This window comes from Teichococcus rhizosphaerae (genome assembly GCF_002631185.1).
Taxonomy (GTDB): domain Bacteria; phylum Pseudomonadota; class Alphaproteobacteria; order Acetobacterales; family Acetobacteraceae; genus Pseudoroseomonas; species Pseudoroseomonas rhizosphaerae.
On the sequence record NZ_PDNU01000005.1, the window covers coordinates 43,212 to 62,918 of the forward strand.

Here is a 19,707-nt window from a genome sequence, read left to right on the forward strand (position 1 = left end):
GCCCGGCCCCGGAGCCGGAAAAGCCGGCAGGCGCGGCGGGACCGCCCGCCGCGCGCCGGAACAAGCGGGCCGCGCCAGACGGCCGCGAGAAAGAACAGGAACCACGGGAGAATAGCCATGTTCAGGATGCCCCGCCGCGCCATGCTGGCCGGCCTGCTCGCCACCCCCGCCCTGCCGCGCGCCCGTCCCGCCCTGGCGCAGGAGGGCTGGCAGCCGACGCGCCCCGTGCAGCTCATCGCCGGCTTCGCGCCGGGCGGCGGCAGCGACATCATCGCCCGCACCATCGCCGAGGCCTGCGCACCGCTCTTTCCGCAGCCGCTGGTGGTGGTGAACCGCCCCGGCGCCGGCGGCGCGCTCGCCGCGGACTTCGTGGCCCGCGCCGCGCCCGACGGCCACACCCTGCTGCTGGCCGGCGGCAGCGAGAGCACCTCGATCCCCGCCCACCGCGAGGTGCCCTACGACCCGAAATCCTCCTTCCGCGCCGTGATCCGCCTGACGCGGAACGGCCACTTCATCTGCGTGCGCGGCAAGGGCGGCCGCTTCTCCGACATGCGGCAGGTGATGGCGGCGGCCAAGGCCGAGCCGGGGCGCATCACCCATGGCTCGGCCGGCGCCGGCACCCTGTCCCACTCGCTGTTCCTGCTGCTGGAGCGGCGCGCCGGCGTCGAGTTCCTGCACGTCCCCTACACCGGCGGCGGCCCGGTGGCGCAGGCGCTGCTCTCGGGCGAGATCGACCTCGGCGTGCAGGCCTCGGACGAGCTGGGCGGCCTCGCCGCCTCGGGCGACATCGTGCCGATCGCCCTCGCCTCCGCCGAGCGGTCCCCCGCCTGGCCCGAGGTGCCGACGCTGCGCGAGCTGGGCTGGGACGTGCAGGCGGACAACCAGAAGGGCTGGATCGGCCCGGCGGGGCTGACCGACGCCATGGTGACCTACCACCACGACCGCTTCCGCGAGGGCATGAAGGCGCCCGCCTGGACCCGCTTCATGGAGCGCATCCGCGAGGTGGACGGCTATGCCAGCGGCCCCGACTTCCAGCGCGCCATGGACACGCTGCTGGACGACATCCGCGGCGCGCTGCGCCGGAGCTGAGGAGAACAGCATGACCCCGATCGCCCCGCCTGCTTCCGTCGCCTTTGTCGGCCTCGGCGTCATGGGCGCCGCCATGGCGGCCAATCTGCGCCGCGCCGGCTTCGCGCTGGCCGTGCACAACCGCAGCCGGGCCAAGGCCGCCACGCTGGAGGCGGACGGGGCGCGCTGGGCGGAAAGCCCCGCCGAGACCGCGCGCGGCGCCGCCTGCGTGGGCCTTTGCGTGCCCGACACGCCGGATGTGGAGGCGGTGCTGTTCGGCCCCGGCGGCGTGGCGGAGGGGATCTCCCCCGGCGCCGTGGTGATCGACTTCTCCTCCATCGCCGCCGCCCCCGCCGCCGGCTTCGCCGCGCGCCTGCTGGCCGAGCGCGGCGCCCACCTGCTGGACAGCCCCGTCTCGGGCGGCCCGGCCGGCGCGCGGGACGGCACGCTGACCTGCATGGTGGGCGGCGACCGCGCCGCCTTCGAGGCGGCCGCCGCCGTGTTCGGCGCGGTCGGGCGCAGCGCCACGCATCTCGGGCCGGCGGGCGCCGGGCAGGTCTGCAAGTCGGCCAACCAGCTCATCATCACCGCCACCATGCAGGCGGTGTTCGAGGCGCTGGCGCTGGGCCGCAAGGCGGGGCTCGACCCGGAGGCGATGCGCCAGGCGCTGCTTGGCGGCTCCGCCCGCTCGGCCGTGCTGGAGGCGCACGCCAAGCGCTACCTGGACGGCGCCTTGAAGCCCGGCTTCCGCGCCGAGCTGATGCGCAAGGACATGCGGCTGGCGATCGGCGCCGCGCGGGACCACGGGGTGTTCGCGCCCGCCACGGCGCTCGCGGCGCAGATGATGGAGGCGCTGGTCAACAGCGGCCGGGGGGGGATGGATTCGGCGGCGCTGGGCGAGCTGGTGGCCGAGCTTTCCGGCCTCCCCCCCGCCGCCTGAGCGCCGGGAAAGGGAAGCGGGGCGCCGGGGGCGGGTTCATGCGCCCCCGTCCTGTCTTCAGCCGGCCCTGCCTTCAGCCGGCCCTGCCTTCAGCGCGGCTCGCCCTGCACCGGCACGTAGCCCAGCTCGGTGATGAAGGTGGTGATCTCGCCCAGGGCCGCCTCCACCCGCGCGGGCTCGGTGCCCTTGGCCACCAGCGCCACGCCGTTCCCTTCCGGGCGGTAATAGGGGTAGGAGCCGATGTCGAGCTCCGGGTAGCGCGCCTGGATGGCGCCCAGCCCCTCGGCGATGGTGCCTTCCAGCATGCCGGTGGCGTGCACGGCGCGGGACTGCACCGGCGTGCCGCCGGCGAGCCTCGGCGCCAGCCCCTCGAACATCGCCTGCATGATGCGCGGCACGCCGGCCATCACATGCACATTGCCGATGATGAAGCCGGGCGCCACGGAAACCGGGTTGTCGATCAGCGCCGCGCCGCGCGGCATGGTGGCCATGCGCTGGCGGGCGGCGTTGAACTCGGCCGGCGGGTCCTGGCGCGCGTAATGCGCGGCCAGCCGCTCCCACGCCTCCGGATGCGGCTCCCACGGCACGCCGAAGGCGGCGGCGACGCATTCGGCGGTGATGTCGTCATGCGTCGGGCCGATGCCGCCCGTGGTGAACACATAGGTGAACTTCGCCCGCACCTCGTTCACCGTGGCGATGATGGTGTCCGGCACATCGGGGATGACGCGCACCTCGCGCAGCGGGATGCCGATCTCGCCCAGCCGGGTGGCGATGAACTTCAGGTTGGCATCCTGCGTGCGCCCCGACAGCACCTCGTTGCCGATGATGAGCAGGCAGGCGGTTGGATTGGTCATGCGCGAATCCCCTGGGCGGCGTCGCGGGGGAGTCTATCCCCCGCCCGGTTCACAGGAAATCGCGCAGCAGCGCGACCAGCGGCTTGTCGGCCGGCGGCATGGCGTATTCGGAAAGCTTCTGCGGCTTCACCCAGGCCAGCGCCTGGCCTTCCCGCGCCGTGATCGCGCCTTCCCAGCGGCGGCAGAGATAGAGCGGCATCAGCAGGTGGAACCGCCCGGCATCGTGGCTGGCGAAGGTGAAGGGGGCGAGGCAGGCGGCCGAGACATCGATGCCCAGCTCCTCCTTCAGCTCGCGGATCAGCGCGTCCTCCGGCGTCTCGCCCGGGTCGAGCTTGCCGCCGGGGAACTCCCACAGCCCGGCCATCGGCTTGCCTTCCGGCCGGCGGGCCAGCAGCACGCGGCCATCGGGGTCGATCAGCGCGCAGGCGGCCACCAGCAGCATCGGCTTCGCGTCCGGCGGCGGCTCGGCCACGAAGGTCTCCGGCAGCGGCACGGGCGCGGTGAGGTCCTCGCGCCCGCCCTCGAACAGCGTCACCGGCAGGCGGGCGCCGCGCGCCAGGAACTGCACCTCGCCCTTGCCCGTCTCGCGCAGGCCGATGCGGCGCAGCACGCCGGCGGAGCGGCCATTGTCCTCCAGCGCATGGGCGAAGATGCTGTCCAGGTCGAGATTGGCGAGGCCCCAGCGGGCCAGCCGGCCCGCCGCCTCGGCCGCCACGCCATGGCCCCAGAAGCGGCGCCCGATCCAGTAGCCCAGCTCGGCGCGGCGGGTATCCGGCTCCCGCGTCAGCCCGACGCAGCCCACCAGCACCTCGGTGTCGCCATCCTGGCCGACAATGGCGAGGTGCCAGGCGGAGCCTTCCGCCAGCCGCTTGTGGGTGGAGGCGATCCACTCATCGGCCAGCTCGCGGGAATAGGGGAAGGGCACGCGGCTGAGCCAGCGCACCACCTCCCAGTCGTTGATCAGCCGGTGCAGCGCCGGCGCGTCCTCGGCGCGCAGGGGCCGCAGCGTCAGGCGCTCGGTGCGAAGGGGGGCGAATTCGGCGGTGTTCATGCGGAAAGGTCCAGGCCCCGTGGCGCGGCGCGCCACGGGGCCATGGGGTTCAGCGCTTCCACCAGCCGCGCTTCTTGGGCGCGTCCGGCAGGGCGTCCACCAGCACGGGCTGCACCGGCGCGGCCGCTTCCGGCTCGGCCGGGGCGGAAGCCGCAGCAGGCTCCGACACGGCAACGGGCGCGGGCGCGGCCTCCGGCTCTGCCACAGGCGCCGCTTCCGGCGCGGCGGCGGCCCCGCTCACCGGGGCGGGCTCGGCCACCTCCGGCGCGGCAGTGGCCTTGGCCGGCGCCTTGCGGGCACGGCGCGGCTTGGCGGGCACGGCCTCCGCATCCGACACGGCAGCCCCGGCCACCTCCGGCGCGGCGGCGGCCTTGGCCGGCGCCTTGCGGGCACGGCGCGGCTTGGCGGGCACGGCCTCCGCATCCGGCACGGCAGCCTCGGCCGCCTCCGGCGCCGCGGCGGCGGCCTTGGCCGGCGCCTTGCGGGCGCGGCGCGGCTTGGCGGGCGCCGCCTCCACCGCAACATCCACCGGAGCGACCTCCACCGGAGCGACCGGCGCGGCCTCCACCGGGGCGACCTCCACCGGGGCGACCTCGGCCGGCGCGCTTTCCGGCAATGGTGCGGACCCCGGCAGGGCCACGCTTCCGGTGGCCGGCAGCACCTCCTCCGCGCCCGGCAGCGGCGGCACCGGCGCGACGGAGGCCACCGGCGCCACATCGGGCACGGCGGGCGGCGTCACGGGCGGTGCGGCGGCAGGCTTGGGCGCCGGGGAATGCTGCGCCGCCTCCTCGGCCGCCGCCATGGCGTCGAAGATGTCGTCCAGCGTGCCGCCGAAGGGATCGGCGGGCGTCGGGCCGGCATAGCGCGGACGCGGCTGCTCCACCGCCGCCCCCTCGCCGAAGCGGCGGCGGCCACCGCGGCGGCCACGCCGCCCACGCCGCAGCTCCTCCTCACCATCCAGGGCAGGGCCATCGGCCGCGGGGGTCCCGGCGGCGGCGGGCTGCGCCTCCGGCGCGGCCTCGGCGGAGGTCACGCCCTCAGCCTCGGCCTCGTCCTCCTCGCCCTCGCCCTCGCCCTCCGGCTCCTCCGCGCCCACGAAGTCGCCGGCCTGCAGCGGCGTGCCATCCTCGCGGCGGCCACCACGGCGGCGGCGGCGGCGGCGGCGGCGGCGGTTCTCGCCATTGCCACGGTCCTCGCCATTCTCGGCGGCGGCGGCGGGAATGGCGGCGGCACCGGCCTGCTCGGCCACCGCCTCATCCGCGGCGGGCTCGGCGGCGGGCGCCTCCGGCACGGAAACGGGGGCGGCGGCCGGGGCTTCCGCCTCGGGGGCGTAGTCCATGCGCAGCGCGGCGGGGGCGCTCGGCGGCTCCACCACGGTCTGCGCGCGGGTGCGCTCGATGCGGATGGCCGGCGGCAGCAGCTTGGCGTCGGGCTCGAACAGCACGGCCATGCCATAGCGCGCCTCGATCTCCGCCAGCCGCTCGCGGCGGCGGTTGAGGATGTGCAGCGCGAGTTCCGGCGCGATCGAGACCACGATCTCGGCGGCGCGGCGCTTGGCGCCTTCCTCCTCGATCTGGCGCAGCACCTGCAGCGCGCTGCTTTCCGGCGTGCGGACGATGCCCAGGCCCTGGCAATGCGGGCAGGTGGCGAAGGAATGCTCGGTCAGGCTGGGGCGCAGCCGCTGGCGGCTCATCTCCAGCAGGCCGAAATGGCTGATGCGGCCGACCTGGATGCGGGCGCGGTCCTGCTTCAGCGCCTCCTTCAGCCGGCGCTCCACCTGGGCGTCGTTGCGCGACGACTCCATGTCGATGAAGTCGATGACGATGAGGCCGGCGAGGTCGCGCAGGCGGAGCTGGCGTGCCACCTCGTCGGCGGCCTCCAGGTTGGTGCGCAGCGCGGTGTCCTCGATGTGCCGGTCGCGCGTGGCGCGGCCCGAGTTCACGTCGATGGCGACCAGCGCCTCGGTCTGGTTGATGACGATGTAGCCGCCCGACTTCAGCTGCACGACGGGCGACATCATCGCGTCGAGCTGCTGGTCCACGCCATGGCGCGCGAAGAGCGGCACGGTGGCGTCCTTGTAGAGGCGGATCTTGCGGTCGTTCTGCGGCATCAGCATCCGCATGAAGTCGCGCGCCTGGCGGTAGGCGCCCTCGCCCTCCACCTGGATCTCCTCGATGTCGCGGCCGAACACGTCGCGGATCGAGCGCTTGATGAGGTCGGCTTCCTCGTAGATCAGCGCGGGCGCGGTGGAATCCAGCGTGCGCTCGCGGATGTCGTCCCACAGGCGCAGCAGGTACTCGCAGTCGCGGCGGATCTCGGGCTTCGGCCGGCCGGCGCCGGCGGTGCGCACGATCATGCTCATGCCGCGCGGCATGTTCAGCTCCTCGATCACCTCGCGCAGGCGCTTGCGGTCGGCGATGGAGGTGATCTTGCGGGAGATGCCGCCGCCGCGCGGGCTGTTCGGCATCAGCACGGAGAAGCGGCCGGCGAGGCTGATATAGGTGGTCAGCGCCGCGCCCTTGTTGCCGCGCTCCTCCTTGACGACCTGCACCAGCATGATCTGCCGGCGGCGGATCACCTCCTGGATCTTGTAGTGGCGCAGGAAGCGGGGCGGGATGCGGCGCTCGTCGCGGCCGTTCTCCTCGTCCTTGTCGCGGCCGCCGACCATCTCGGGCGCCGCCTCGGGGGCGGAGCTGTCGGCCTCGTCGCCCACCGGCACGCCCTCATGCGGCACGGTGGCCTCGGCCGCGGCGGCCTCGGTGGCCAGCAGCGCCTCGGCCTCGCCGGAGGCGGCCCCTTCGGTGCCGGCGCCCTCGTCGGCATCCGCCATCCGCTCGATCCGCGCGGCCATGGCGTCGGCCTCGGCCTCGCTCACCTCCTCGCCGTCGTCATCCGCCTCGTCCTCGGCGGCCTCGGCGGCCTGGAGCGCGAGCAGGCGCTCACGGTCGGCGACGGGGAGCTGGTAATAGTCGGGGTGGATCTCGCCAAAGGCGAGGAAGCCGTGGCGGTTGCCGCCATACTCGACAAAGGCGGCCTGGAGGCTGGGCTCCACGCGGATCACCTTGGCGAGGTAGATGTTGCCCTTCAGCGGGCGCTTGTTCTCGGTCTCGATGTCGAACTCTTCGAGCCGGTTGCCGTCCAGCACCACCACGCGGGTCTCGTCCGCGTGGGATGCATCGATCAGCATGCGCTTGGTCATGAACCGGGATGCTCCGAGCCACCGGCGCGGTCGCGCTGCCGGTGGCGGCAATGGGTGGGCAGGCCCGAGGCAGCGGGGTCGCGCAGGCGGCGTGGCGATGGGCGTGCCATGCGGCTCTGGTCTCGACCTCTCGTCTCGGCGGGCCGCGCCCCATGATGGGGGGGCCCTTGTTGGGCGCGCCGCGCGCAGGCCCCGGGACCGTGCCGCCACATCGCGAAGCGACGCCGGGCGGGCACGAACGGGCCAGCGGCAGGCACGAGCCAGGATGACGGGTGGAAACGCCGCATCATCCCTCCGCGCCATGGTGCACGCGCCGGCGGAGCGGGCAGCGGGGCTCTGGCGAAGCCGGGATGCACGCGCCCCCGATCATAAGGGGCAATCCCTTGCCAGATCCTTCAGGCCAACGCGGACTTCCGGCCCGCCGCAGCGCGGCGGGGCCAGGAAAAGCCCGGGCGGCCGTGCCCGGAACCTCCACCGGCAGCGTCGCCGCCGGGGCAAGCCACCATAGGCGGGGCCTGCTCCTTCCACAAGGCATAGCATTCCTGAGATGTTACATGAAGTAATGCCGTGATCATCAGGCATTGCCATGATAGAGGCTGGGCCACCGAGGGTGCGGCCTGGAGCGGGCCGGCCGGCATGGCCGCCTTTTCCCGCTCCTGCCCGCCCCCGGGGCACCGCCGCGCCCCGCGCCGGCGGTGGCGGGCGCGCCCTGGGGAGGGCCGCGCCCGGCCGGGGCCGCCGGGAGGGGGAAAGCCCGCCGGCTCCGCCAGGCTCATCGAGGGGGAGTTCGCCGCGCCATGTCTGATTCACCCGGCCGCCGGCAGCTGTTGCAAATGGCGCTGGGGCTCGCCTTCGCCGGGCTGCCGGCCCCGGCCGAGGCCGCCGTCACCGCCGCCCGGCTGGTCCGCGCCGATGGCGGAAGCCGCCTGACCATCGACGTCAACGGCGCCACGCGCTGGTCGCTGCGCGCCACGACGCGGCCGGCGCGGCTGGTGCTCAGCCTGCCCGGCAGCAGCTGGCGCGGCCCGGCGCGCCTGGCCGGTGCCGGGCTGGTGCGGGGCGCGCGCTGGGACAACGCCAACAAGCGGCTGCTGATCGACCTCGCCGGGCCCGTCTCGGTCGCCGAGGCCAGGGCGGAGGGGCGGCAGCTCGCCATCCACATCGCGCCCGGCACGCAGCCCGGCTTCGCGCAGCTGGCGCGCGGCACCATCGCCGAAGGGCGGTTCGGCGCCACGGCCACCGCCTCCGGCTCATCCCTTCCCCTGGTGGTGCTCGACCCCGGCCATGGCGGCAAGGACCCCGGCACGATCGGCGCGGCGGGCACGCTGGAGAAGCGCATCACCCTGGCCGCGGCGCTGGAGCTGAAGCGCCAGCTCGAGGCCGGCGGCCGCTGCCGCGTGGCCCTGACGCGCGGGCGCGACGTGTTCGTCTCGCTCGATGGCCGGGTGGAGTTCGCCCGCAAGCGGCAGGCGGCGCTGTTCGTCTCGCTGCACGCCGATTCCGCGCCGGGCGCGCGCGGCGCCAGCGTCTACACCCTGTCCGACCGTGCCTCGGACAGCCTGTCCGCCCGGCTGGCGCAGAGCCAGAACCGCGCCGACGCGGCGGGCGGGCTGCGCCTGCCGGATGTCTCGCCGGAGGTGGAGCGCATCCTTTATTCGCTGGTGCGGCAGGAAACCAAGGTGGGCTCGGCCCGCATGGCCCGCTTCGTGGTGGATGCGCTCGGCCGCAGCGTGCCGCTGCTGCCCAACACCCACCGTCAGGCCTCCTTCGCCGTGCTCAAGGCGCCCGACGTGCCGAGCGTGCTGGTGGAGATGGGCTTCCTGTCGGACCGACGGGACGAGGCGGCGCTGAACCGCGCCGCGCACCGCGCCCTGCTCGCCCGCTCCATGACGCGCGCCATCCATGGCTGGCTGGCCCAGCACCATGCCGGCATGGCGCATGCCGGCTGAAGCGGCGGGATGGAAAAAGGGCGGGGAAGTTCCCTCCCCCGCCCCTTCCGTCCGCCCGGCCCTCAGCCCAGCCTGCCGTGGCAGTGCTTGTACTTCTTGCCCGAGCCGCAGGGGCAGGCCGCGTTGCGCGGGGTGCGGTACCAGGTGGCGGGGTCCTGCGGATCGACCCCTTCCACGGCGCGCGGCACCGCCGGGGCGAAGCCGGCCTCGGCCGGGGCGTGGCCCCAATCCGCTGGCGCAGCACCCGCCATGTCCGGCTCGGGGTGGCGCATGTCGGTCACCATCACCGGCTCGGGCATGGGCGGCGGCGAGGCCGGGCTCAGCTCGATGCGCAGCAGCAGCGAGGTGACGCGCTCGCGCAGGTCCTCGAGCATGGTGTTGAAGAGGTTGAACGCCTCGCTCTTGTACTCGTTCAGCGGGTCGCGCTGGCCATAGGCACGGAGCCCGATGCCCTGGCGCATGTGGTCGAGCGACAGCAGGTGCTCCTTCCACACCGCGTCGAACACCTGCAGCAGGAGCTGCTTCTCGACCATCCGCATCAGGTCGGGGCCGATATTGGCGGCGCGGCTGGCGGCCATCTGCTCGGCGGCGGCCTGGAGGCGCTCGCGCACCGCCACCTCGTCGATGCCCTCCTCCTTGCCCCACGCCTCGACCGGCAGGTCGAGCCCGAGGTCGTTGCGCACGCGCTCCTGCAGGCCCACGAGGTCCCACTGCTCCGGATAGGCGTTCTCCGGGATGGCGCGCGCGACCATGGCGTCGATCGTCTCGCGCCGCATCTCCTCCACCGTCTCCGACACGTCCGCCGCCGTCATGAAGGTGCGGCGCTGGGCGTACACCTCCTTGCGCTGGTCGTTCATGACGTCGTCGTATTTGAGGAGGTTCTTGCGGGTATCGAAGTTGCGCGCCTCGACCTTCTTCTGCGCCTTCTCCAGCGCCCGGTTGATCCAGGGGTGGATGATGGCCTCGCCTTCCTTGAGGCCGAGCTTCTGCAGCATCCCGCCCATGCGGTCCGAGCCGAAGATCCGCATCAGGTCGTCCTCGAGGCTGAGGAAGAAGCGGCTGGCGCCCGGGTCGCCCTGGCGGCCGGCGCGGCCGCGCAGCTGGTTGTCGATGCGCCGGCTCTCATGCCGCTCGGTGCCGATGACGAACAGGCCGCCCGCCTGCTTCACCACCGCCTCGTCCGCCTTCACCTGCTCGCGAATGGCGGCGAGATGCGCCTCCCACTCGGCGCCTTCGCGGGCGCCGGGGAAGCTCGCCTCGGCCAGCATCTCGGCATTGCCGCCGAGCTTGATGTCGGTGCCGCGGCCGGCCATGTTGGTGGCGATGGTGACGGCGCCCGGGCGGCCGGCCTGGGCGATGATGCCCGCCTCCTGCTCGTGGTAGCGCGCGTTCAGCACCTTGTGCGGCACGCCCTGCTTCTGCAGCAGCTCGCTGATCAGCTCGGACTTCTCGATGCTGGTGGTGCCGACGAGCACCGGCTGCCGGCGCGCCTGCGCCTCCTTCACCAGCTTCGCCACCGCCTCGTACTTCTCCGCCGCCGAGCGGTACACCTCGTCGTCGCTGTCCTGGCGGATCACCGGCAGGTTGGTCGGGATCTCGACCACCTCCAGCTTGTAGATCTCGGCGAACTCGTCCGCCTCGGTCGAGGCCGTGCCGGTCATGCCGGCGAGCTTGGGGTAGAGGCGGAAATAGTTCTGGAAGGTGATGGAGGCGAGCGTCTGGTTCTCGGGCTGGACCTCGACGCCTTCCTTGGCCTCCAGCGCCTGGTGCAGGCCCTCGCTGTAGCGGCGGCCCTCCATCATGCGGCCGGTGAACTCGTCGATGATGACGAGCTTGCCCTCGCGGTTGACGATGTAGTCCACGTCGCGCGCGAAGAGCACATGCGCGCGCAGGCTCTGGTTGACGTGGTGCACCAGCGTGACGTTGTGGAAGTCGTAGAGGTTGCCTTCCTCCAGCAGCCCCGCCTCGGAGAGCATGCGCTCCACCGTCGCCGTGCCGGCCTCGGTCAGCGCCGCGGTGCGCAGCTTCTCGTCCTTCTCGAAGGTCTCCTTGTCGCGCACCAGCTCGCGCACCACCGCGTCCACCTTGCGGTACAGCTCGGAGCTGTCCTCGGCGGGGCCGGAGATGATCAGCGGCGTGCGCGCCTCGTCCACGAGGATGCTGTCCACCTCGTCGACGATGGCGAAGTTGAAGTCGCGCTGGACCATCTCGTCCAGCCGGTACTTCATGTTGTCGCGCAGGTAGTCGAAGCCGAACTCGTTGTTGGTGCCGTAGGTGATGTCGCAGGCATAGGCGTCGCGCCGCTCGACATCCGTCAGGCCATGGACGATGACGCCGCAGGACAGGCCGAGGAAGTTGTAGAGCCGCCCCATCTGGGCGCTGTCGCGCTGCGCCAGGTAGTCGTTCACGGTGACGACATGCACGCCCTTGCCGGACAGCGCGTTGAGGTAGACCGCCAGCGTCGCCACCAGCGTCTTGCCCTCGCCCGTCTTCATCTCGGCGATGCGGCCCGAATGCAGCACCATGCCGCCGATCATCTGCACGTCGAAGTGGCGCATGCCGAGCACGCGCTTCGAGGCCTCGCGGGCGGTCGCGAAGGCCTCGGGCAGCAGGTCGTCCAGGCTCTCGCCGGCGGCGAGGCGGGCCTTCAGCTTCGGGGTCTGCGCCTGCAGCTCCGCGTCCGGCAGCGCGGCGAGCTTCGGCTCGAAGGCCGTGATGTCGGGCAGCCGGGCGCTGAACTGCTTCAGCATGCGGTCGTTCGAGGTGCCGAAGATGGCGCGGGCGAGGCGGGCGAACATGCTGTTTCGAAACTCTCCGAGGGCCGCCGGCGCCCCTTCCCCCTCCGGCCGGGGGGCGCGGGGGCCAGTCCGAGGAAGGCCGGGCCCGGGCCTCCGGGTCCGCCTGGGGCGGGCAACAGGCTGCTTTGGCCGTGACAGATAGGCGCCGGCCGCCTCAGGGTCAACGAAAGCCGGAATGACGGCCGGGAAAGCCCAGGCCCAAGGCGGCGTGGGCCTCCGCCGCCGCCGCTCCGGGCCTTGCCCTGCCCGCGTCCTCACCCGCCGGGCCCGCGCCGATTGTGATGCGGGGCGCCATCCGTCATCTTGAACCGTCCAGCCGCGAAGGCACATGCATCCCATGCGATCCACTGCACTCATCCTCCCCCTGCTGCTTGCCGCGGCCCCTGTCCTGGCCCAGCCCGCGCCCTCCCCGGCGCCCGCCGCGCCTCCCGCCGCCCAGCCCCCGGTCAGCCAGCCCCAGGCCAGCCAGGGCCAGGCGGCGGCCAACCCGGTCGTCGCGCGCATCGACCAGGAGGAGCTGCGCCTGTCCGACGTGCAGGCCGCCATCGCCGAGCTGCCGCCCGAGCTGCGCGGCGCGCCGGGGCCGATGCTCTTCCCGCTCGTGCTGGACCAGCTGATCGCCCAGAAGGCGCTGGTCGCCGCCGCCCGCAGCCAGGGGCTCGACCGGGACGAGGCGGTGCGCTCCGCCATCCGCCGCGCCGAGGAGGAGCAGCTGCAGCAGGCGCTGCTGCGCCGCGAGATCGCGCCCGCCCTCACCGAGGAGGCGCTGCGCGCGCGCTACCAGAAGGAGATCGCCGGCAAGCCGGGCGAGGAGGAGGTGCATGCACGCCACATCCTCACCGCCACCGAGGCCGAGGCGCGCGCCGCCCTGGCCGAGCTGCGCAAGCCGGGCGCCGACTTCGCCGCCGTGGCGAAGCAGCGCTCCACCGGCCCCGGCACCCAGCAGGGCGGCGACCTGGGCTTCTTCAAGAAGTCCGACATGGTGCCGGAATTCGCCGATGCCGCCTTTGGCCTGAAGGCGGGCGAGGTCAGCCGCGAGCCGGTCAAGAGCCCCTTCGGCTGGCACGTCATCAAGGTCGAGGCGCGCCGGATGGCGCCCGCCCCGAGCTTCGAGGACAGCGCCGAATCGCTGCGCCAGGCCGCCTTCGAGGAGGCGGTGAACGACGCGGTGGAGCGGGTCCAGGCCAAGGCCCGGATCGAGCGCTTCAACATGGATGGCTCGCCCCGCACCGAGGCCCCCGCTCCTTCGCTGCTGGACGGCGCCGCGCCGCCGGCCGCCCAGCCCCGCCGCTGAGCCTCACCTTGCCCGCGGGCCGGAGGCGGCGGAAATCCGCCCTCTCCGGCCCGCGCGGCTGCTTTCAAGCCCCCTTCCTTTGCGGTAACGCTGCGGCGCCCTGATCACGTCAAGGATGCGCCCTGATGGCCGCTAAGGCTCTGCCCGTCTCTCCCCTCGCGGTTCCGCTGCCTGTGGTGCCGCCCATCGCCGGCGTGACGCTCGGCGTGGCGGCGGCGGGCATCCGCTACAAGGGCCGCAACGACCTCACCCTGATGCAGTTCGCGCCCGGCACCACGGTGGCCGGCGTGTTCACCCGCAACAAGTGCCCGGGCGCGCCCGTGGACTGGTGCCGCGCGGCGCTCAAGGGCGGCAAGGCGCGCGCCCTGGTGGTGAACGCCGGCAACGCCAACGTCTTCACCGGCAAGCCGGGGCGCGACGCGGTGCAGGCCACGGCCGATGCCGCCGCTGGCCTGGTGGGCTGCAAGCCGCGCGAGGTGTTCCTCGCTTCCACCGGCGTGATCGGCGAGACGCTGCCGCACGAGAAGCTGACCGCCGCCCTGCCGGCGCTGCACGGCCAGCTTTCGGAGGATGGCTGGGCCGAGGCGGCGCGCGGCATCATGACCACCGACACCTTCCCCAAGGCCTGCGTGCGCAAGGCGGTGATCGGCGGCGCGGAGGTGACCATCGCCGGCATCGCCAAGGGCAGCGGCATGGTGGCGCCGGACATGGCGACGATGCTCTGCTTCATCGCCACCGACGCCAAGGTCCCCGCCGCCGCCCTCCAGGCCATCCTGAAGAAGGGGGTGGATGCCAGCTTCAACCGCACCACGGTGGATTCCGACACCTCGACCAGCGACACGGTGCTGGTCTTCGCCACCGGCCAGGCGAAGCACCCGCGCGTGCCGGCCGAGGGCGGGCCGGTGCTGAAGGACTTCGCCCGCGCCTTGGGCGAGCTGCTGCTCGACCTCGCCCTGCAGGTGGTGCGCGACGGCGAGGGGGCGCAGAAGCTGGTGCGGATCGACGTGACCGGCGCCACCACCGCCCGCTCGGCGCAGAAGATCGCCATGGCCATCGCCAACTCGCCGCTGGTCAAGACCGCCATCGCCGGCGAGGACGCCAATTGGGGCCGCATCGTCATGGCGGTGGGCAAGGCGGGCGAGCCGGCGGACCGCGACAGGCTCTCGGTGGCGGTGGGCGGCACCTGGATGGCCCGGGAGGGCGGCGTGGTGCCAGGCTATGACGAGGCGCCGGTGGTGGCCCACATGAAGGGCCGCGAGATCGAGATCGCCGTCGATATCGGCCTCGGCCGTGGCAAGGGCACCGCCTGGACCTGCGACCTCACGCATGGCTACATCGACATCAACGGCTCCTACCGGAGCTGACCGCCTTTCCCCGCGCCCTGTCCGCCGGACGGGGCGCGGCGGCCCTCAGGCCACCCCGTGCCGGCCCATCTCCAGGAACTTCTCGCGGCGGCGGGCCTTCAGCGTGCCGCTGTCGAGCGCCAGCAGCGGCTCCAGGCATTCCGCCACCTTGTCGCCCACGGCGCCGATCGCCGCCGCCGCGTTGCGGTGCGCGCCGCCCAGCGGCTCGGCCACCACGGCGTCGATCAGCGCCAGGCGGGAAAGGTCCTGCGCGGTCAGCTTCAGCGCGTCGGCGGCCGTGCTGGCCTGCGCCGCGTCGCGCCACAGGATGGAGGCGCAGCCCTCGGGGCTGATCACCGAATAGATGGAGTGCTCCAGCATCAGCACGCGGTCGGCTGCCGCCAGCGCGATGGCGCCGCCCGAGCCGCCCTCGCCGATGATGGTGGAAACCACCGGCACGGGCGCGTCGAGGCAGGCCTCGATCGAGCGGGCGATGGCCTCGGCCTGGCCGCGCGCCTCGGCCTCGATGCCGGGAAAGGCGCCGGCCGTGTCCACGAAGGACAGGACCGGCAGGCCGAAGCGCCCGGCCAGCTCCATCAGGCGCCGCGCCTTGCGGTAGCCCTCGGGGCGGGCCATGCCGAAATTGTGCCGCACCCGGCTCTCGGTGTCGGCGCCCTTCTCGGTGCCCAGCACCATCACGGCGCGGCCGCGGAAGCGGCCCATGCCGCCCACCACCGCCGCGTCATCCGCGAAGGCGCGGTCGCCCGCCAGCGGGGTGAAGCCCTCGATCAGCGCATGGACGTAGTCGAGGCATTTCGGCCGGTCGGGATGGCGGGCCACCTGGGTCTTCTGCCAGGGCGTCAGCTTGGCGTAGGTGGCGGACAGCAGCTTCTCCGCCTTGTCCGACAGCCGGCCGACCTCCTCCGCCACGTCGATGCCGCCGGCATCGGTGGTGCGGCGCAGCTCCTCGATCTTGCCTTCCAGCTCGGCGAGGGGCTTTTCGAAGTCGAGGAAGTGACGCATCGCGATCCCGTCTCTGGCGGCGCCCGGTCACGGCCTGGGCGTGGAGAGCGGGTGGCCTAGCGCAGACGCGGCGCCAAGGCCAGGGGCGTTGGCCCGGAAGGCCCGCCCGCCCGCGCGCCCCGCCCCCTTCAGCCGGGATAGCGCGGGAATTCCGGCAGGCTGTGCAGCGTGGTCATCCAGGGCAGGCGCTCGGCCACCTGGATCTGGGCGCCGGGCGGCAGGGCGGCGGGGTCGTCCAGCGTGCCGGTCTGGACGTCCACCATGCCCGGCAGCATCGCCTCGTTCACGTAGAACAGGCTGGTGCCGCATTCCGCGCAGAAGCTGCGGCGGCCATGCTCGGAGGAGGCATAGACCCGGGGCGTGCCCCCCACGTCGAGGTGTTCCGCCGGCACCATCGCCCAGCCGACCACCGGCGCGCCCGCGTGGCGGCGGCAATCGGCGCAGTGGCACAGCGCGTGGTGCAGCACCTCGGCCTTGGGCATCCGGTAGTGGATGGCGCCGCAGTGGCAGCGCCCCGTCAGCACGTCCATGGCCTTGCTCCCCCTCGTCCGGCTCATCAACCGGCGGGGCGGCAGCGTGCCATGCCCGTCCCGTTCAGGCCAATGGGGGCGAGGCCAGCGGATGGTGGGTCTCGACCAGCTGCCGCAGCCGCTCCTCCATCACCCGCGTGTAGATCTGGGTGGTGGCGATGTCGGCATGGCCGAGCAGCATCTGCAGGGCGCGCAGATCGGCGCCGCCTTCCAGCAGGTGGCTGGCGAAGGAATGGCGCAGGACATGCGGGCTGACCTTGGCGGGGTCGAGCCCCGCCGCCAGCGCCGCCTGCTTCACCAGCAGCAGCAGCCCCTGGCGCGTCAGGTGGCCGGCCGCCCCATGCGAGGGGAACAGCCACTTGGAGGGCTTCTTCGGGTCCCGCAGGGCGGCCACGGCGGCGCGCGCCCGCTCCGAGACCGGCACCAGCCGGTCCTTGCCGCCCTTGCCGCGCACGCGGATCAGCGCGCTGCCCTGCGCCAGGGCGTGCGCCGGCAGCGAGACCAGCTCGCTGGCGCGCAGGCCCGAGCAGTAGAGCAGCTCCAGCAGCGCCACCGTCAGCGGGCCGCGCTTGCCGGGGATGGTGGCGGCGGCGGCCAGCAGCGCCTCCACCTCCGCCACCCGCAGCGCCTTGGGCAGGGAGCGCGGCTGGCGGGGGCTGTCCAGCAGCTCGGTCGGGTCGTCGGCGCGCAGGTTCTCCCGCGCCAGGAAGCGGAAGAACTGCCGCATGGCCGAGAGCCGCCGCGCCGCCGTGCGCGGCGAAAGGCCGGCATCGGTCAGCCGCGCCAGATAGGCGCGCAGCATCTCGGTCGAGGCGCCGGCGAGCGATTCGCCACGCCGGCGGGCATAGGTTTCGAAATCGGCGAGGTCGGCCTCGTAGGCGGCCAGCGTGTTGCGCGCGGCGCCGCGCTCGGCCGAGAGCATCTCCAGGAAGGCTTCGAGGTGGCGGTCCATCCCGGTGTCCTGGCTGCTGTTCCCGCCCGCCCGGCCGGCCTCAGCGCGTGCCGAAGCGCTCGTTGGGCAGGGTGCGCTCGACCGGCTGCTGCGTCACGGGCGGCGGAAAGGCGCCCAGCACCAGCAGCCCGCCCAGGGCGGCGATGACGAGGACAAGGATCAGGAGAAGCAAGGGACGGCGAAACATGGCGGCCGGGGGTATCCTGCACGGCGGGGTGTGATGTGCTACCGTCCGGCCCCGTGTCACGCAACCTCGGCTTCGCCATCATTCCACCCGCCGCGCCCCCGGCTCCCGAGTCCGCCTCCGCCCCGCCGGGCGCGCGGCGCCAGGCCGGGGAGGCCGCCCCCTCGGCCCTGGCCCCGGGCAGGCCGCGCTCGGTGGTGCTGGTGGGCATGCCCGGCTCCGGCAAGTCCTCCATCGGCCGCCGCCTGGCGCAGCGCCTGGGCCTGCCCTTCCTTGACGCGGACGCCGAGATCGAGGCCGCCGCGGGCCAGCCGATCACCGAGATCTTCGCCCGCTACGGCGAGCCGCATTTTCGCGAGGGGGAGCGCCGGGTCATCGCGCGGCTGCTGTCCGGCCCGCCCGTCGTGCTGGCCACCGGCGGCGGCGCCTATGCCGATGCCGAGACGCGCCGCGCCATCCGCGACTCGGGCGCCGTGGCGCTGTGGCTGCGCTGCACCGTGCCGGTGCTGCTGCCGCGCGTCTCGGGCCGCAGCACCCGCCCGATGTTCCTCAACCAGGACCCGGAGGCGGTGCTCAACCGCCTGATGACCGCCCGCCACCCCTTCTATGCCGAGGCCGATATCGTGGTGAACTGCCTGGACGAATCCCCCGAGACCACGACGGACCGCGTGCAGGCCGCGCTGGAGGGCCATGCCATGCCGGCGCGCCTGCCGGTGGCGCTTTCCGCCAATCCCTATGAGGTGGTGGTGGGCGAGGGGCTGCTGGCGCGCGCCGGCGGGCTGATCGCGCCCGTGCTGCCGGCGCGGCGGGTGGCCATCGTCAGCGACGCCAGCGTGGCCGCGCTGCACCTGCCCACCCTGCGCGCCGGGCTGGAGCGGGCCGGCTTCGAGATCCGCGCCAGCCTGTCCGTGCCGCCGGGCGAGGGCAGCAAGAGCTTCGCCCGGTTCGCCGCGCTGATGGAGGAGCTGCTGGCCGCGGGCGTGGACCGGAGCACCGCCATCGTGGCGCTGGGCGGCGGGGTGGTGGGCGACCTCGCGGGCTTCGCCGCCGCCGCCGCGCTGCGCGGCCTGCCCTTCGTGCAGGTGCCCACCACCCTGCTGGCGCAGGTGGACAGCTCGGTGGGCGGCAAGACGGGCATCAACCTCAAGGCCGGCAAGAACCTGGCCGGCGCCTTCCACCAGCCGCGCATCGTGCTGGCCGACACGGGCGTGCTGGCCACCCTCCCCCCGCGCGAGCTGCGCGCCGGCTATGCCGAGGTGGCCAAGCACGGGCTGCTGCAGGGCCCGCTCTGGGAGTGGTGCGAGGCGAACGGCGCCCGCGCCGTGGCGGGCGATCCGGAGGCGCTGCGCCACGCCGTGCTGGAAAGCTGCCGCCTGAAGGCCGCCGTGGTGGCGGCCGACGAGCGCGAGGAAAGCCCCGAGGGCGGCCGCGCCCTGCTCAATCTCGGCCACACCTTCGGCCACGCCATCGAGGCCGAGTGCGGCTATGACGGCAGCCTGCTGCATGGCGAGGGCGTGGCGGTGGGCCTCGGCCTCGCCGCCCGGCTCTCGGCGCGGCTCGGCCTGTGCGACGCGGCGCTGCCGGGGCGGGTCGAGGCGCATCTCGCGGCCGTCGGCCTCCCCGCCCGCCTCGCCGACCTGCCGCGCCGCTTCGGCGTGGCGGCGCTGATGGGCCGCATGCGCAAGGACAAGAAGGTGCGCGACGGCGCGCTGCGCTTCGTGCTGCTGCGCGGCCCCGGCGAGGCGCTGACCCGCGGCGACGTGGAGCCCGCCCTGGTCGAGGCCCTGCTGCGCGAGGCCGGCGCGGCGGACTGAGCGCGCGGCTGCCATGCGCGGCCCTCCCCGTCCTTGGGCTTCCACGGCCGGGGCGGCCATGCCATAGCGGAAGCCCTGTTGCGACGCATCATGCCGGGAGGCCTGCCCATGCCCCTCTCCCCGCCCGCCGCGCGCCGCCCACTGCATCGGCGTCTGATCGACATGCACGGCTATGCGCGCGAGGACGGCCTGTTCGACATCGAGGGCCACTTGGTCGACACCAAGCCGCACGGCTTCGTGACGCTGGACCGCACCGTGGGACCGGACGAGCCGCTGCACGGCATGTGGATCCGGCTGACGGTGGATGACGACCTGCTGATCCATGCCTGCGAGGCCTCCACCGATTTCAGCCCCTATGCCATCTGCCCCGGGGCGGCGCCCAACTTCGCCCGTCTGGCGGGGCTGCGCATCGGCCTCGGCTTCAACCGCGCGGTGCAGGAGCGGGTGGGCGGCACGCTGGGCTGCACCCATCTGCGCGAGATGATGGCGCAGCTCGCCACCGTCGCCTTCCAGACCACCTATGACGCGCGGCAGGCGCGCCGCAAGGCCGAGGCGGCCGCGACCGGGCGGGTGCGCCGCCCCGCCCTGGTCGATAGCTGCCTCGCCTATGCCGAGGGCAGCGACGTGGTGGCACGCCACTGGCCGGACTACGCCGCCAGCCGCCAGGCGGGCCAGGACGCGGCCGAGTGAGCCCGGGCCCGGCGCGGG

15 protein-coding genes are annotated in these 19,707 nt (G+C 73.8%); 7 read left to right on the forward strand and 8 right to left on the reverse strand.

Annotation, left to right across the window (positions count from 1 at the left end; all coding sequences use genetic code 11):
• The first annotated feature begins 117 nt into the window (after positions 1-117).
• Positions 118-1,089 carry a Bug family tripartite tricarboxylate transporter substrate binding protein gene (locus CR162_RS05230; RefSeq protein WP_176559731.1) on the forward strand — a complete coding sequence of 324 codons (972 nt, stop codon included), beginning with the start codon at positions 118-120 and terminating at the stop codon, positions 1,087-1,089.
• A 10-nt stretch (positions 1,090-1,099) separates the two neighbouring features.
• On the forward strand, positions 1,100-2,008 hold the full coding sequence (locus CR162_RS05235) for an NAD(P)-dependent oxidoreductase (protein WP_218014836.1): 909 nt from the start codon (positions 1,100-1,102) through the stop codon (positions 2,006-2,008).
• An 89-nt stretch (positions 2,009-2,097) separates the two neighbouring features.
• On the opposite strand, the gene CR162_RS05240 is transcribed toward CR162_RS05235, so the two are convergent.
• Genes CR162_RS05240 through CR162_RS05250 form a run of 3 tightly spaced genes read right to left on the reverse strand, consistent with a single transcriptional unit; the run spans position 2,098 to position 7,112 of the window.
• The gene (locus tag CR162_RS05240) at positions 2,098-2,862 is read right to left on the reverse strand and encodes a competence/damage-inducible protein A (RefSeq protein WP_099094491.1); all 765 of its coding nucleotides are present in this window, start codon (positions 2,860-2,862) and stop codon (positions 2,098-2,100) included.
• Between the two features lie 49 nt (positions 2,863-2,911).
• Positions 2,912-3,913 (reverse strand): 8-oxo-dGTP diphosphatase MutT, encoded by a 1,002-nt coding sequence (gene mutT, locus CR162_RS23065; RefSeq protein ID WP_099094492.1) that lies wholly within the window; start codon positions 3,911-3,913, stop codon positions 2,912-2,914.
• A 49-nt stretch (positions 3,914-3,962) separates the two neighbouring features.
• Positions 3,963-7,112, reverse strand: a complete 3,150-nt coding sequence (locus CR162_RS05250; RefSeq protein WP_099094493.1) for an Rne/Rng family ribonuclease — start codon at positions 7,110-7,112, stop codon at positions 3,963-3,965.
• A 797-nt stretch (positions 7,113-7,909) separates the two neighbouring features.
• Between CR162_RS05250 and CR162_RS05255 the strand changes: the two genes are divergently transcribed.
• Complete coding sequence (locus tag CR162_RS05255; protein WP_099094494.1) at positions 7,910-9,061, forward strand: N-acetylmuramoyl-L-alanine amidase; 1,152 nt, start codon at positions 7,910-7,912, stop codon at positions 9,059-9,061.
• A gap of 62 nt (positions 9,062-9,123) precedes the next feature.
• Here CR162_RS05255 and secA read toward each other — a convergent pair whose 3' ends face one another.
• Positions 9,124-11,859 carry a preprotein translocase subunit SecA gene (secA, locus tag CR162_RS05260; protein WP_099094495.1) on the reverse strand — a complete coding sequence of 912 codons (2,736 nt, stop codon included), beginning with the start codon at positions 11,857-11,859 and terminating at the stop codon, positions 9,124-9,126.
• A 337-nt stretch (positions 11,860-12,196) separates the two neighbouring features.
• Here secA and CR162_RS05265 point away from each other — a divergent pair, with 337 nt between their 5' ends.
• The gene (locus CR162_RS05265; protein WP_099094554.1) at positions 12,197-13,153 is read left to right on the forward strand and encodes a peptidylprolyl isomerase; all 957 of its coding nucleotides are present in this window, start codon (positions 12,197-12,199) and stop codon (positions 13,151-13,153) included.
• 125 nt (positions 13,154-13,278) lie between these two features.
• Positions 13,279-14,517 (forward strand): bifunctional glutamate N-acetyltransferase/amino-acid acetyltransferase ArgJ, encoded by a 1,239-nt coding sequence (gene argJ, locus CR162_RS05270; RefSeq protein ID WP_099094496.1) that lies wholly within the window; start codon positions 13,279-13,281, stop codon positions 14,515-14,517.
• A gap of 45 nt (positions 14,518-14,562) precedes the next feature.
• Here the strand turns inward: argJ and CR162_RS05275 are convergent, their stop codons facing one another.
• The 4 genes from CR162_RS05275 to CR162_RS22305 form a co-directional block, all read right to left on the reverse strand.
• Entirely contained in the window at positions 14,563-15,519 is a 957-nt protein-coding gene (locus tag CR162_RS05275; protein ID WP_099094497.1) for an acetyl-CoA carboxylase carboxyltransferase subunit alpha, read from the reverse strand.
• Between the two features lie 128 nt (positions 15,520-15,647).
• Positions 15,648-16,049, reverse strand: a complete 402-nt coding sequence (locus CR162_RS05280; protein ID WP_218014837.1) for a GFA family protein — start codon at positions 16,047-16,049, stop codon at positions 15,648-15,650.
• A 64-nt stretch (positions 16,050-16,113) separates the two neighbouring features.
• Positions 16,114-17,001: a site-specific tyrosine recombinase XerD gene (locus CR162_RS05285; protein ID WP_099094498.1), complete on the reverse strand. Its 888-nt coding sequence runs from the start codon at positions 16,999-17,001 to the stop codon at positions 16,114-16,116.
• 40 nt (positions 17,002-17,041) lie between these two features.
• On the reverse strand, positions 17,042-17,188 hold the full coding sequence (locus CR162_RS22305) for a hypothetical protein (protein ID WP_176559732.1): 147 nt from the start codon (positions 17,186-17,188) through the stop codon (positions 17,042-17,044).
• A 53-nt stretch (positions 17,189-17,241) separates the two neighbouring features.
• Here CR162_RS22305 and aroB point away from each other — a divergent pair, with 53 nt between their 5' ends.
• A complete protein-coding gene (gene aroB, locus CR162_RS05290; RefSeq protein WP_099094499.1) occupies positions 17,242-18,999 on the forward strand; it encodes a 3-dehydroquinate synthase in 1,758 nt (585 codons plus the stop codon).
• A 108-nt stretch (positions 19,000-19,107) separates the two neighbouring features.
• Positions 19,108-19,689: a DUF2889 domain-containing protein gene (locus CR162_RS05295; protein ID WP_099094556.1), complete on the forward strand. Its 582-nt coding sequence runs from the start codon at positions 19,108-19,110 to the stop codon at positions 19,687-19,689.
• Positions 19,690-19,707: the final 18 nt, after the last annotated feature.

Bases quoted from the DNA above. Each gene is read 5' to 3' on its own strand.
- CR162_RS05230 (WP_176559731.1), top strand. From the start codon at position 118: ATGTTCAGGATGCCCCGCCGCGCCATGCTGGCCGGCCTGCTCGCCACC.
- CR162_RS05235 (WP_218014836.1), top strand. From the start codon at position 1,100: ATGACCCCGATCGCCCCGCCTGCTTCCGTCGCCTTTGTCGGCCTCGGC.
- CR162_RS05240 (WP_099094491.1), bottom strand. From the start codon at position 2,862: ATGACCAATCCAACCGCCTGCCTGCTCATCATCGGCAACGAGGTGCTG.
- mutT (WP_099094492.1), bottom strand. From the start codon at position 3,913: ATGAACACCGCCGAATTCGCCCCCCTTCGCACCGAGCGCCTGACGCTG.
- CR162_RS05250 (WP_099094493.1), bottom strand. From the start codon at position 7,112: ATGACCAAGCGCATGCTGATCGATGCATCCCACGCGGACGAGACCCGC.
- CR162_RS05255 (WP_099094494.1), top strand. From the start codon at position 7,910: ATGTCTGATTCACCCGGCCGCCGGCAGCTGTTGCAAATGGCGCTGGGG.
- secA (WP_099094495.1), bottom strand. From the start codon at position 11,859: ATGTTCGCCCGCCTCGCCCGCGCCATCTTCGGCACCTCGAACGACCGC.
- CR162_RS05265 (WP_099094554.1), top strand. From the start codon at position 12,197: ATGCGATCCACTGCACTCATCCTCCCCCTGCTGCTTGCCGCGGCCCCT.
- argJ (WP_099094496.1), top strand. From the start codon at position 13,279: ATGGCCGCTAAGGCTCTGCCCGTCTCTCCCCTCGCGGTTCCGCTGCCT.
- CR162_RS05275 (WP_099094497.1), bottom strand. From the start codon at position 15,519: ATGCGTCACTTCCTCGACTTCGAAAAGCCCCTCGCCGAGCTGGAAGGC.
- CR162_RS05280 (WP_218014837.1), bottom strand. From the start codon at position 16,049: ATGGACGTGCTGACGGGGCGCTGCCACTGCGGCGCCATCCACTACCGG.
- CR162_RS05285 (WP_099094498.1), bottom strand. From the start codon at position 17,001: ATGGACCGCCACCTCGAAGCCTTCCTGGAGATGCTCTCGGCCGAGCGC.
- CR162_RS22305 (WP_176559732.1), bottom strand. From the start codon at position 17,188: ATGTTTCGCCGTCCCTTGCTTCTCCTGATCCTTGTCCTCGTCATCGCC.
- CR162_RS05295 (WP_099094556.1), top strand. From the start codon at position 19,108: ATGCCCCTCTCCCCGCCCGCCGCGCGCCGCCCACTGCATCGGCGTCTG.